The sequence below is a fragment of the Rhizobium mongolense USDA 1844 genome, from assembly GCF_000419765.1.
In the GTDB taxonomy this organism is placed as follows: domain Bacteria; phylum Pseudomonadota; class Alphaproteobacteria; order Rhizobiales; family Rhizobiaceae; genus Rhizobium; species Rhizobium mongolense.
The window spans coordinates 1-12,588 of sequence record NZ_ATTQ01000058.1; the positions used below are offsets into that span (position 1 = coordinate 1).

Consider the following 12,588-nt stretch of genomic DNA (forward strand, 5'->3'; position numbering starts at 1 on the left):
TGCCGAGAGCCATCTTTTGAATGAGGTCTCGCAAACCTGTTTCGGCCCGACGAGGGGCCGAATCCAGCCAGTGACGGTAATAACTCGCGCGGCTGACGCCCGCGAGCCAACACATTCGGTCGATGTTGAATTCGCCTTGCGACAGGCCGGTTGTCATCTTTTCGATGACNTTGAAGATCCCGTTTCGCCAGGAGCGCTGCTCCGACGCTGATCTTCCTCGAAGTGCCGCAAGGCTTCGCGAAAAAAATCGAGATCGAGCTGCTGTTGCCCGACTTTCTGCTCCAATTCCCTGATCCGGCGCCTGGCCTTGGTCAGTGCCTTTTCCTGAGGCGCTGGCTGATCGACGGCGCTCTGCAGCTGCAAGTCCCCGTCAACTCCTGCTGTCGATCTGGCCGGCCGCCCGCGCCGACGTGACTTCAGATTACCATGAAGCCTCAGCTGATCACGCCACTCGTAAAGACGTTGGCGACTGATGCCAACCTCATCTGCCAACTTGCTGACGGTTTCACCCGCCTCCATGCGCTGGAGAAGCTCCAGTTTTTGGTCCTCATCAATAACTCTTTGCCGTCCGGCCATGCCCCAGTTTCCTCTCCTTGCGGGGAAACTGTCCGCGATTTTCCTTGTCTCAGTCTGGGGGTGCACTCCATCGCTGTCCGGGATTTAATGGAATCCTTGAATTACCGAAACCCGCACCTCAAATGTGGAAACATCACCATGCGACAGTGCTGCGCGGCATCCGCCAAACCCCTCGCGGATATTAATTGCAGAAATGCCCACGGAGCCCCAATCCGGACGTGCTCCGGCTAACCGTGTCATAAGGAGATCTTTGCGACAGGCACCCGCTTCTCCCCTCTGCATCGCTGGACGCGCAGCTAAGTGAGCTCGAAACTTGTATAATCCGATCATTTGGCATATACAAACATATACACAAGGAGAAACGACACATGGTTCACGCACATCATCCGGCTTCGAAGGAGGTTCGGCTATTTCGTAATAACCGCAGCCAGGCTGTTCGAATTCCGGCCGAATTCGAGCTCCCGGGCGAACGTGTTGTTATCAGCCGTGAGGGTGATCGGCTCGTCATCGAGCCGGTGCGCACGAGCACAGGATTGCTCAATCTACTTGCGAGCTGGTCTCCCCTCGATGAGGAGTTTCCGGATATCGAGGACGCTCCGGTAAAGCCGGAGGAAATTTTTTGACGCGCTATCTGCTCGATACGAACATCATCAGCGATCTCGTGCGCAATCCTGGTGGGCTAGCAACGAAGCATCTGCAGTGCGCCGGCGACGAGAACGTTTGCACCAGCATCATCGTCGCGGCCGAGTTGCGATACGGATGCGCAAAGAAGGGTTCGGCTAAGCTCCTGGAACGGGTAGAGGACATGTTGTCGGCAATTCCAGTCCTTGCACTGGAGGGTCCTGCGGACATCGTCTACGGCTCGATCCGTGCCACTCTCGAGCGCGAAGGGCGAACCATTGGCCACAACGACCTGCTGATCGCCGCGCATGCCTCCTCTCTCGGCACAACATTGGTGACTGCCAATGTTGGCGAGTTCAGCAGAATACCTGATCTGACAATTGAGAACTGGACGGAATGAAAGCGCCGGCAAACGGCTTCGGGGCCTGTCGCAAAGATCTCCTTATGCCACGTTAGCCAGAGCACCCCGGATATTCATGCTTTGTTAACTTTTTGCAGTCCGAAAATGCGCGCAAGAAGATCGTTCTGATCGTTGACGGCCCAGTCGCCTGAAAACCGAAACCTTTCCTCAGCCACAGCATCGCCTAGAATTCGGCGATGGTTCGACGCGCGGTGTTGAATGAATGGGAGCCTCCGATTTTCGGCGCCGTCCCTTGATATCATCTTTCGACTGGCGCTTCAGCTTTTCGACAATGGCAGTCAGAATCATCGGTACGCTCCACAACCTCTGGAGCGGGAATTCTTGTCCGATGGGCAACATTCCGGTGAATCCGAAAATTTGCGACAAGCCCCATTATGAAACCACTGTCGCAATTTATCTGCCAATTCAGGTGGAGGTGGTGAGCCAATGCCGGCCTCCTCGGCGCCGCGCCCCAGCCGGCTCAGTCAACTGGGATTTCGAGAGGGCAGAGGAAGCACCCTCTTTATTCCGAGGATGCTCCTCTTATTTCGGGGCGTGAGAAACGCGAAAACCGCCAAGGACTATGTATGTTTTCTTCGCGGCTTTGCCGCTGACTCTTCGAGAATAACAAAGGCGCCATTGCTGCTGGGTTGATGACAAAGTCGGGACCGAAGATGCATCCAGCCGCTTTTGCCGAACAAGAGCCGCAGTGTGCCGTCAGGTCCATGCCCGCTGCGTGATCATTGGCATCGCATGCCCGCACCGCTTTGCCTGTGCCGACCCTTCGACATTTGGGGGACAGTTCCTTTGGTCGCGTTCGGGGGCATGCGGCCCCGGGAAAAAAGGGATCGAGACGATGGCGCGGTCTGGTTGAAAACGGATCATACTGAGCGGCCAGTTATTCATGCGCACCTTAATTTAGTGGCTTCTCTGCTGCCTGCATTCTCGCCAAACAGGTGCTTCAGAAAGGTATATTTATATATATATTATCCATTTATATCAATTAGTTACTTGCTTTTCTTCTGAATGACGTTACCTAATCCGCATATCGATGGTGGCTGCCGGCTGTTTGAGATATCAACGCTGCGAAATCGGGGATACTGTCATGCTTCACCCGCTTCCAGAAGAAGTGCGCGCTATCGCGGGTCTAAACTTCCCACTTTATCCCTGCTCAAATGGAGCTTGGTCAATCAAGCCAACCGTCGGCGGCTCACGCGCGCGGGTTATGATTTGTTCCATCCCGAAAGCGGGCACGCACCTATATGCCCGCCTTCTTGCTCTGCTCGGGCTTGAACAGTCCGATGTTTTTTTCAATAGAGACTATCTCGGAGACTTCCGCTTTGTAGATGTCGAGAGAGCTCGCTTCACTCATTCGGAAAATATCCTATGGATACCGATCGAGATATCATCGCGCTTTGTGCAGCCCGGTCAGTTTGGGTATGGCCATCTGCCGTGTGACATCGGCATCCGCCGTTGTTTAGCAGATTTCAAAGTCATCTTCGTCTCGCGCGAGATGCGGGCGGCAATTGTGTCTCAGATGCGATATGTCGGTGACAGCGACTGGTGTCCGCCCGGGAGGACTGAGATCAAGTGGCGCAATGAGCCGAACGGGCAAGACAAAATGCTGAAGTACTTCGACGAGATCGCGCCCTTCATTTTCAACGACCGTTGTCACCCAATGGCGCCGTGGGCAGATGAGATTGATGTTCTTGGATTGACCTACGAACAGATCATAGGTGACCACGGGAGTGAAGTTCAGCTCGAAACCATCCGCAAAGTTGCAGAATTTTGCGAGATTCGAACACCGCAGCCCGAGCTAATCTTGGATCAACTAATCGGAAAGCAGACCTTCACCTTCTCCGGCGGGCGAACGTCCTGGGAAGCTTACTGGAATCCGGAGATTGAGGCGCGATTTATGACACTCGGCGGATCACGACTGAACGAGCGTTTCGGCTTTGGAGCATGAAGATTTCGACACCGTCGCACAGCGCAACGCAGGTGGTTTAGCGGGAGGTCCGCTGGCCGCATCGGATGAAATTCTGCAAAGGGTGCATGCGATGAATACCCGACCTACCGCCCGCGCAATCGGTTCCTTAAAGCCGGTATCTATCACCCATCTGGATCGTCTTGAGCCTGAGGCTATCCACATCTTGCGGGAGGATGTGGCAACGTTCAAGAAATCCAGTATGCTTTACTCCGTCGGTAAAGGTTCTTCGGTAATGCTGCATCTCGCGATGAAGGCGTTTTACCCATCGAACCCACTGTTTCCTTATCTTCACGTCGATACGTGATGAAGTCCCTGAACCCACTAACAGGGCCGGCGCCTTTTCCGCTTTCTGGCACTTTCTCGGTAAACCTTAACGATCGCCGGCCTTACGGCAATGAAGTTGTACGATCAGGAGGCCGTTGGCAGGCTCAATGCCCTGGGCACGCGCGTGGCTCAATCGGCGAGGCGATCAAGATAGCGGACGTGCCTGCTTGTGTGAGCAGCCGAGGATCGATGTTTCGAATCCACCTATCCGCGGATGTGCCTAAGAACTACCGGCAGGCTTATTTCTCGCCGGAAAAAGCTGCGCTTCTTTCGGCATTCGTCGGGCATCTTTTCGACGGCGGCCTCCTCATGGTCCAAACGGGCACCGGTTGCCTGTCTACGGCCATGTCGGAGCAGGACATCGATGACATGGCGGCTGTGGTCCGTAGCCCTGCGCAAGCTCAAGCCGTACCCGTAACCCGGCTTTTCGCAGCCCGATTCTGCGTGTCAATCGGCGAGGCCCAGGACATCCTGGCCGCGCGCACTCTTCTTCAATCGTTTTGGGAGAGTTGCGGAACAGGACCCTCGGGAGATGGTGTAACGGGCGGAGCCCAGCCAGCGAGATTTGAAAGGCTGGTAGTCGTCCCTCACAATGATGGTGTCGCGGAGTCAGGAATGGCCTGCTCCATAGCATCGCGGAGAGACGACCATGAAACAGTATGCCGGCATCGACATATCATTGGAATACTCAAGTGTGTGCTTGGTGGATGCGGCTGGCCGCATTGTGCGGGAAGCAAAGGTGCTGAGCGAGCCCGAAGCGCTGATCGCCTGGTTTGGCGAGCACGGCGTGGTGATGGAGCGGATCGGTCTGGAGGCCGGCCCGTTGTCGCAGTGGCTGCATGCCGGAATGACGAAGGCGGGTCTGGCGGTCGAACTGATCGAGACGCGCCACGTACGTGCGGCCTTCAAGACGATGCCGGTGAAGACCGACAAGAAGGATGCGCGGGGCATCGCACAGTTGATGCGGCTTGGCTGGTTCAGGCCGGTCCACTGCAAATCTCTTCCGGCCCAGGAGGTCCGCGCCCTGCTGACCGCCCGCAAGCTCATTCAGGGCAAGCTTTACGACATCGAGATGAGCATCCGGGGCACACTGCGCGGCTTCGGCCTCAAGGTAGGACCGACGACGCGGCGCACCTATGCGGCACGGATCCGCGACCTGATTGAGGGTCATCCGACCTTAGAGGCGATCGCCGCGTCGCTGTTGAAGGTGCGCGACGCGCTTGCGGACGAATTTGCAGGTTTTGAGCGCAAGCTACGTGCCATGGCCCGTCAGGACGATAACGCCCGTCGGCTCATGACGACGCCCGGCGTTGGCGTGCTGGTGGCGCTGACATTCGTGTCGGCCGTCGATGCGCCCGAGCGCTTCCGATCATCACGAGCGGTGGGGCCGCATTTCGGATTGACGCCGAAGAAGTATCAATCGGGCGAGACCGATTATAGTGGTCGCATCTCGAAGGTCGGCGATGTGGGCGTGCGAACCGCGCTCTACGAGGCGGCCAACGTCATTTTGACCCGGCCGGTCAAAGGCTCGGATCTCAAAAGCTGGGCGCTGGCGGTCGCCAGGCGTGCGGGACCCAGAAAGGCGCGTGTTGCGCTGGCCCGCAAGCTGGCGGTGGTGTTGCACCACATGCTCCGGGATGGGACCAACTTCATTCCCCACAGGGCGGCGCCAGTCATGGCCGCTTGAACAAGGAAGGACGAAACAAGATAGGCTTTCGGATGGGCACTGCCATCAGCCCTCCGGAGCAAGGTCCCTTCGCCGGGACGATGGATAGGTTAGGCCGGAGAACTGGACGCAGCAATTGGTGACTGCGCTATTAGAGAGAGATTGGCCAGCCGGTCCTCAGCAGACCCCATAGAGCAGCGACCCGGCGTCGACTGCGGACAGAAGCAAGCACTCGGCGAGGGATTAAGCTCATAAGGGATTGACTTGGGAAGGCCCGTTACAGAAGCCAGTTCTATCGGGCGTCTGGGCTATGCTCATCAACGCCATCGTTTACTGGAATACATTTTATCTCGGATCGGCTTTCGCCCAGCTCAGTCGCGAAGGCATCGCCACACCGCCGGACTTGATCAAACACATCACCCCGCTTGGGTGGCAGCATGTCAGCCTTACCGGCGATTACGCCTGGACCCCTGCAGACAACCTCGATCTCAGACCGCTACGGCCCGAAACATCCATCCTCGAAGCTCGACCAACATATGTTCTCAAAGTCGGACGGATCGGCCACTTTCGTTATCGTGACGCTCCCGTAGTCCTGCCCGGTATTAGGTCCCTTTGCGTTCTCAGCATTGCGCGCGTCGGGCACATCCTTCGAGCATACAAAATCACTCCTCCCGTCGTGCAGCGTGACGCCATTGCCGCAGCAGAGGCGGGATTTTCACGTCATCTCCGCAAAGTTGGAATACAAATAAAGATATACTCGAAAATATACCTTTAAATATTTGTTTTATATTGTTATTAATCAACAAGTTATCGGCAAACAGCGAATCTGGCACTAATATATACCAATTTATATTTTACTCTCCACTTGCTTCTATAGTGTTTTCAGTAGACGTGTCTTTATGAAGGAGGCGGGATCATGCTGAAATCGTCAACAAGCGAAGTGATGTCACAGGGAGTAGCGATCGAAGACGCGGTTGGAGAGTGTGGTTCGGGCGAGGGATCAAAGGCTACGCCCTACGTGCCAAAGAGCATCGGCACTGTCGAGGATCCCACGGCAGCGCTACGCACCTTGATCCAATCGAACGAGCTCGCCTTTCTGATGGGAGCTCATGATGGCCTTTCGGCCGCCATCGCGCGCCAGGCCGGGTTTGCCGGCCTTTGGGCGTCCGGCCTCTCGATTTCGGCCAGCCTCGGCTACCGCGATGCGAACGAGGCGAGTTGGACCGACGTCGTTGAGGTCGTCAGCCGCATGGCACATGCAAGTGGTCTGCCAATCCTTGTCGATGGCGATAGTGGTTTCGGTAACTTCAACAATGCACGGTTGCTCGCGACAAAGCTGCTCCAGCGCGGCGCGGCGGGCGTGTGCCTCGAGGACAAGGGTTTTCCGAAGATGAACTCCTTTGTCGGCGACCGGCATCCGCTGGCCGAAATCGGCGAGTTCTCCGGACGCCTCAGGGCGGTGAAGGACACAACCGGTGGTGATCTCGTTTTGGTCGCTCGGACCGAGGCGCTGATTGCCGGCCACGGCCTCGATGAGGCACTGGCACGCGCGGAGGCTTATGCCGCAGCTGGGGCGGACGCCATACTTATTCATTCGGGGAAAAGCGAGCCCGCGGAGATTCTTGCGTTCGCAGTTCAGTGGCAGAACAAGTTGCCGGTCGTGATCGTGCCCACGAAATACTACCGAACACCCGTTTCGGCGTATCGGGAGGCCGGCATCTCGACCGTCATCTGGGCCAACCACGCCATGCGCGCGGCCGTGGCCGGCATGCGAGAGGTTTGCAGCCGGATTATCACCGAGGAAAGCATCGCCGGCATCGAGCCGGAGCTTGCGACGCTCGACGAAGTATTCGGATTGCTGCGTTACGACGAACTCGCAGCGGCGGAAGAGCGATATCTACCGAAGCACGGCTGATTGTGCCGGCTGGCACGCCGGCGGAGGACTTTAACACGCAATTGCCAGGAGGCCCACATGCTTGCGCATAGGACGAGTCTGTTCAAATCATCCCGGACCGCTGCGGCGCGCGCCGCGGCAAAGGCAGCCTCCGATGATGGCAAAGAGATCATCGATCTGACTGCCGGCGAGATCTGGGCTGATCTGGCTCCGACAATTCGGGAGGGCGCGCTCGAAGCTATCCGGCAGGGAGAGAACCGCTACACAGATACGGTAGGCGTAATGGAATTGCGCGAAGCGCTAGCTAGGAAGGTTTCGACAGAGACCGGTCAGGTGTGGGCAGCCAACGAGATCGCGGTTACGACCGGCGCCAAACAGGCTCTCTTCAATGCTGCCATGGTGCTGCTCAATCCCGGCGACAAGGTCATCATCCCGGCGCCCTATTGGACGACATTTCCCGCTCAGGTGCGGATCGCCGGCGGTATACCTGTCCATGTAGACACTCGGTCCAATGGTTACGCACTTCGCATCGAGGACATCGAATCTGCACTCACCGCAAAGACCCGCGCGATCGTGATCAACACGCCGAACAATCCTACGGGCACCGTCTACGACGCCGAAATACTGCGTGGCATCGGGCAGCTTGCGATCCAGCATGACCTTTGGATCATCTTTGATGAATGCTACGGGGATTTCATCCATACCGACGGAGCCCATCATCCGATCGTATCGGTCCTTCCGGAAGTGCGGTCTCGGACACTGATCGTCAACGCTTTCAGCAAATCGCTTGCCCTGACGGGCTGGAGGATCGGTTATCTCGCGGGTCCGGATTACGTTATCAGTGCCGTGAAAGCGCTCCAGTCGCACACGACATCAAATCCTAATGTGATCGCCCAGCACGCTGCGCTTTTCCATCTGCAGAACACCGACGGCAGCTATGAGCGCCAGCTCCGGTCGCAGCTGTTTGCTGCCAGACAGGTCGGATTTAGCGTCCTTTCGGGCTTGTCCAGGATCCCCGCGCCAACGGCGATGGGGGGATTCTATTTCTATCTCGACCTTAAGAACATTCTGGCGCCGGAGCCGTGGAACCTAGTGGTCGGCGACCGCGACGCGGACACGCTGGTTCGGGAATTGATCGCCCAGGCCGGGGTCGCCACGGTGTCCGGGACCGCGTTCGGCGACCCGTTCGCCCTTCGCCTTTCCTACGGCGTTCCGCCCGACAAGCTGGAATCAGGCCTTGGTCGGCTAGTCAAGTTTCTCAACGCTTGGGAAGACGGTGAGACGCGTCAGCGTCAACAATAGGAAGGGAACTGTTATGACACCGAATGCTCCGATCAGAGCCGTCATATTGGCTGCAGGCTTCGGCACTCGTCTTCGACCCCTTACCGATCTTCGACCAAAGCCCCTGGTCGAGGTGAATGGAACGCCGATCCTTCACAACGCCTTGCACAACCTTGAAGCCCTCGGCGTGAAGGAAGTGACCATCGTCGTTGGTTATCGCAAGGATGCTATCCAGTATTCTTGCGGCAATCGGTTTGGGAACATCCACATCCGCTATGTCGAATCTACTGTCTTCGACAAGACCGGCAGCGCATACTCGCTTTGGTTGGCTCGCCACGCCTTGCTGTCGGGCGATACCTATCTGCTGGAAGGTGATGTGTTCTTCGAGCTCGACGCCCTTCGTAAACTGACTCTAAGCAATGCCGGCAATGTCGCTGCGGTCGCTCCGTTTGAACGATCGATGGAGGGATCTGCCGTCATTCTCAATGACAATGGCTACATTGCCGAGGTCAGGATGAAACAAACCGCGGCGGACCTCAACGAGGGAGCGCAGGCTCTCTTCAAGACCATGAATCTCATCCGTTTTGCCGGCGAAGATTTGCGGGAGACCATCGTTCCGTATCTCGACGATCTCATCGGCTGTGGCGCCGTGACGTCCTACACCGAGGAGCTGCTGTCGCAGCTTATCGAACACGAGGGTCTTCGGATCGCGGCTGCCAGATGCGATGACGTCAGGTGGTACGAGATCGACTGCGAGGCTGATCTGCGCATCGCGGAGGCGATGTTCATCACCGCCCGTGAGATGGCCTGTTAGCCGTTTTGTCTGGAGACAGAGCATGCTTCGCTACCTCATCGATCCTGCCAATGCCATAACCACGGCCGGTTTGCTGTGCTCGTCGGTTTCTCTGTATCTCGCCCTGAATGGCCAGATCGAAATAGCGATAGCGGTGGCTTTGTGGGCCGTTCTCGCGGATCATCTGGACGGTGTGGTGGCTGGGCGCACACCGAACCGGCATCCGGACATCGCAAAAATGGGGAGGAGCCTCGACGGATTCGGCGACATAATTTACGGAGCGATCCTACCCGCCGTCCTCATCCTGCAGTTGAACAAGGTTTCGCTGTTTTCTCTCTTTGTCGCAACGGCACTTCTTCTCGCCGGCGCGATCCGGCTCAGCTATTTCGCAAACTTCGGAAAATCCGAGGATGGCCGCTTCGTCGGAGTGCCGCTGTCTTACGACATCCCCCTGTTGGCGGCGCTGGTTCTGATCCAGCCGTTCATTGGCCCGGAATTGTTTGTTGCAGTCGTCAATGTTGTATTCGCCTTTTTGACCATTGCCCATGTCGCTTCGGTGGGCGTGCCATCGCCAAACCGGATCATGTATCTAGCAATTACCATCTTTGCGATCGGTGCATCGGCAATTCTGGCGCTGCGAGGTATCTCGTAATGGCATCCCATCTTCCTCATCGTGCCAATGCAACAGCAGTCGGCATATCCGGTCATCGCGACGTAGGAGACATCTACCGCTCTCTTGGCGTCGAGCCGCTGATCAATTGCGCGGGGGTGCGCACGAACTACGGAGCAAGCAATCCGGCTCCCGAGGTCATCGCGGCCATGAACGCCGCTGCGCAGGCTTTTGTCGACCTCGATGAGCTTTCCGACGGCATCGGGAAAAGGCTTAGCGAGCTCACTGGCGCAGAATGGGGTGTGGTGACGGCCGGTACCGCGGCGAGTCTCGCGCTCGCGACAGCGGCCTGTATCGCAGGCAACAATCCGGAACTTATGCTGCGGCTGCCCGACACATCCGCAATGCGCAACAAGGTCATCGTCCCTGCGGACCATCGCTTTGCCTATGAGCAGGCGATCCGAATTGCCGGCGCTGAGATCGTGAGCGTGGCCTCCCCTGAGGAGCTTAGAACCGCGCTCGACGATCATGTCGCGATGGTCTGCTTGCTCGGCCGGAACAGTCGGTCAGCGACATTGCCCCTGGAAATGATCATCGCAGCTTCAAAGGCGAAAGGTGTTCCGGTCTTGATCAATGCTGCCGGGCTTTCGCCCGGAAGGCCGGACAGCTGGATCACGCGCGGAGCCGATCTGGTTGTCTATGCGGACGGAAAGTACATTCGTGGGCCTCAGTCGACCGCGATCGTGCTTGGATCCAAACCCCTTTGTCAGGCGATGTGGTGGAATAGTGCTCCTCACCAGGCGTTTGCCCGGAGTAATGGGCGCAGGAGCGGCGCAGACGATGCTGAAAATGTCTGGTCGCGCGGTAGCGGGCCGGACTGTTTTGCTGGGCTGCGGCCCGCTGCTTCTATTGACAGCGCGGCAACTTGCCAATGCTGGGGCGAACATCGTGGGTTTGCTGCAGACGACCTCGCCAGTAGATTTCCTGCGCGCCATTCCCCATCTGCCTGCAGCACTGAGATCAACGGCCCTGCTGAAATAGGGGATCCAACTCCTTGCACAGATGCCGCACATACCCAAGGTGTCTTCGGTAGGTCAGGCGAAGATCGTCGGCAACGACTGTGTCGAGGGAGTGGAGTATCAAGCCGGTGGCACCTTACGGTTCATCGAATGCGATACAGTATTGCTTCACTTCGGCGTGATTCCCAACACGCAGATTACCCGACTTACTGATGCTGCCCATGGCTGGAACGAGCAGGAAGGATACTGGTTCCCTATTGTAGACCGATGGCAGGAGACATCGATTGAGAACGTCATGGTAGCCGGCGATGGCGGCGTTATCCTGGGCGACCGCGCAGCTGAAATCTCGGGGCGACTGAGTGTGTACCGTATTGCTCATCGGCTAGGCCGGATTTCAGATCAGTCGCTCAAGGGGATGACCATGCCTCTCCATAGGGAGCTTACTCGGTTAGCTAGCGGGCGGACATTTGTTGACGCGATCTTTCGTGTCCCGCAAAGCATGTTGCTACCGTCACCTGAGGCGATCGTTTGCCGCTGCGAAGAGATTTCCGTCAGCGACATTGAGGCGGCTATCGCGCGGGGTTCTGCGGGGATGCGTCAGGTCAAAGTTCACAGCCGAGTGGGCATGGGTAATTGCCGAGCGCAGATGTGTTCGACAGCAACTACAGCGATATTGCAGTCAAAGGTGAAAGACAGCGGCAAAGTCGTAGAACCTGCGACTCTACGTCCACCGATCAGACCACTGACACTCGGGCAACTTGCCAGGAACCAATCGAGAAATTGACCGACACCGCAACCAAACCCCGCGTCAGAGCAACCTCGCGGTCTTCCTTTTCGTAACTGCGTGTGCTAGCGCGGCCAATCGCGATCTACGGGATCCAGTTCACCAATCGCGCCCGCGATGTCTACGACCTCGCCCATATTTTGATCGGGTCTGCAGCGAAAACGGTATCGAGCACAGGCTCACGAAGATCAAGCATCCCTGGGCGAACGGGCAGGTCGAGCGGCTGAACCGGACAACGCACCTTCGGGGACTGGAACGATCCGCTGCCCGGTTATGTCGAGGTCGACTTCGTGGCTCATTCGGGGACGTCCTCGTCCGGTAGTTTCGTGCAGACTATGTTTCTAACCGGCACTGTAAAGTTATCAGCGGATTGATGCAGCGATAGCTGGCCGGGACGGCTGTCACGCTGCGGCGACACACGCGATTTTGTTCCAGATTTGCATGGCGGCGTTACGCAGGTCTCGATGTTGAGCCGATGACAGCGTATTGCGGGGAAAGTGGAACAGGTTGGCAATCGGATCATGGATGGAAACGAACCGCTGAAGCTGGCGTGCCGACTTGAAGCGTTTCATGATCCTTTCGCGTCGTCGGGTCGGCTGGTGCGAATTTTCCGCTCGATTATTGAGGCCTTTG

The 12,588-nt window shown here is 57.2% G+C and carries 13 protein-coding genes and 4 pseudogenes; 13 read left to right on the plus strand and 4 right to left on the minus strand.

Features of this window, described 5'->3' with window-relative positions:
• Window positions 1–153: 153 nt before the first annotated feature.
• Entirely contained in the window at window positions 154–576 is a 423-nt protein-coding gene (locus A3C3_RS0136280; RefSeq protein WP_028740307.1) for a helix-turn-helix domain-containing protein, read from the minus strand.
• A 368-nt stretch (window positions 577–944) separates the two neighbouring features.
• On the opposite strand from A3C3_RS0136280, the gene A3C3_RS0136285 reads away from it, so the two are divergent.
• Together A3C3_RS0136285 and A3C3_RS0136290 are read left to right on the plus strand one after the other, a co-directional pair.
• Window positions 945–1,199: an AbrB/MazE/SpoVT family DNA-binding domain-containing protein gene (locus A3C3_RS0136285; RefSeq protein WP_022719371.1), complete on the plus strand. Its 255-nt coding sequence runs from the start codon at window positions 945–947 to the stop codon at window positions 1,197–1,199.
• Window positions 1,196–1,597, plus strand: coding sequence for a type II toxin-antitoxin system VapC family toxin (locus A3C3_RS0136290; protein WP_022719372.1), 402 nt, complete (start codon window positions 1,196–1,198; stop codon window positions 1,595–1,597). Before A3C3_RS0136285 ends, A3C3_RS0136290 begins: the two co-directional genes overlap by 4 nt.
• Window positions 1,598–1,671: 74 nt before the next feature.
• Here A3C3_RS0136290 and A3C3_RS0136295 read toward each other — a convergent pair.
• A pseudogene (locus tag A3C3_RS0136295) lies at window positions 1,672–1,841 on the minus strand (IS6 family transposase); the annotation flags it as partial.
• A gap of 861 nt (window positions 1,842–2,702) precedes the next feature.
• On the opposite strand from A3C3_RS0136295, the gene A3C3_RS0136300 reads away from it, so the two are divergent.
• From A3C3_RS0136300 to A3C3_RS0136335, 8 genes and pseudogenes are all read left to right on the plus strand, one after another.
• Window positions 2,703–3,563 (plus strand): sulfotransferase domain-containing protein, encoded by an 861-nt coding sequence (locus A3C3_RS0136300; RefSeq protein ID WP_167521892.1) that lies wholly within the window; start codon window positions 2,703–2,705, stop codon window positions 3,561–3,563.
• Between the two features lie 91 nt (window positions 3,564–3,654).
• Window positions 3,655–3,885: pseudogene (locus A3C3_RS0136305) on the plus strand (phosphoadenosine phosphosulfate reductase domain-containing protein); the annotation flags it as partial.
• Between the two features lie 672 nt (window positions 3,886–4,557).
• Window positions 4,558–5,595, plus strand: a complete 1,038-nt coding sequence (locus A3C3_RS0136310) for an IS110 family RNA-guided transposase (protein ID WP_028740308.1) — start codon at window positions 4,558–4,560, stop codon at window positions 5,593–5,595.
• A gap of 289 nt (window positions 5,596–5,884) precedes the next feature.
• A complete protein-coding gene (locus tag A3C3_RS0136315) occupies window positions 5,885–6,349 on the plus strand; it encodes a Tn3 family transposase (protein WP_033420021.1) in 465 nt (154 codons plus the stop codon).
• 141 nt (window positions 6,350–6,490) lie between these two features.
• A complete protein-coding gene (aepX, locus tag A3C3_RS0136320) occupies window positions 6,491–7,489 on the plus strand; it encodes a phosphoenolpyruvate mutase (protein ID WP_022719377.1) in 999 nt (332 codons plus the stop codon).
• Between the two features lie 57 nt (window positions 7,490–7,546).
• Window positions 7,547–8,770, plus strand: coding sequence for an aminotransferase class I/II-fold pyridoxal phosphate-dependent enzyme (locus A3C3_RS0136325; protein WP_022719378.1), 1,224 nt, complete (start codon window positions 7,547–7,549; stop codon window positions 8,768–8,770).
• Between the two features lie 13 nt (window positions 8,771–8,783).
• The gene (locus A3C3_RS0136330) at window positions 8,784–9,563 is read left to right on the plus strand and encodes a phosphocholine cytidylyltransferase family protein (protein ID WP_022719379.1); all 780 of its coding nucleotides are present in this window, start codon (window positions 8,784–8,786) and stop codon (window positions 9,561–9,563) included.
• 22 nt (window positions 9,564–9,585) lie between these two features.
• Window positions 9,586–10,194 (plus strand): CDP-alcohol phosphatidyltransferase family protein, encoded by a 609-nt coding sequence (locus A3C3_RS0136335; protein WP_022719380.1) that lies wholly within the window; start codon window positions 9,586–9,588, stop codon window positions 10,192–10,194.
• 484 nt (window positions 10,195–10,678) lie between these two features.
• On the opposite strand, the gene A3C3_RS46415 is transcribed toward A3C3_RS0136335, so the two are convergent.
• Window positions 10,679–10,828: a hypothetical protein gene (locus A3C3_RS46415; RefSeq protein ID WP_022719381.1), complete on the minus strand. Its 150-nt coding sequence runs from the start codon at window positions 10,826–10,828 to the stop codon at window positions 10,679–10,681.
• Window positions 10,829–10,992: 164 nt separating this feature from the next.
• On the opposite strand from A3C3_RS46415, the gene A3C3_RS47760 reads away from it, so the two are divergent.
• The 3 genes and pseudogenes from A3C3_RS47760 to A3C3_RS45840 all read left to right on the plus strand — a co-directional run.
• The gene (locus A3C3_RS47760) at window positions 10,993–11,193 is read left to right on the plus strand and encodes a hypothetical protein (RefSeq protein ID WP_233450496.1); all 201 of its coding nucleotides are present in this window, start codon (window positions 10,993–10,995) and stop codon (window positions 11,191–11,193) included.
• A gap of 39 nt (window positions 11,194–11,232) precedes the next feature.
• Window positions 11,233–11,955: a (2Fe-2S)-binding protein gene (locus tag A3C3_RS47765; protein WP_233450495.1), complete on the plus strand. Its 723-nt coding sequence runs from the start codon at window positions 11,233–11,235 to the stop codon at window positions 11,953–11,955.
• A gap of 89 nt (window positions 11,956–12,044) precedes the next feature.
• Window positions 12,045–12,190: pseudogene (locus tag A3C3_RS45840) on the plus strand (IS481 family transposase); the annotation flags it as partial.
• A gap of 166 nt (window positions 12,191–12,356) precedes the next feature.
• On the opposite strand, the pseudogene A3C3_RS0136345 reads toward A3C3_RS45840, so the two are convergent.
• A pseudogene (locus A3C3_RS0136345) lies at window positions 12,357–12,588 on the minus strand (IS6 family transposase); the annotation flags it as partial.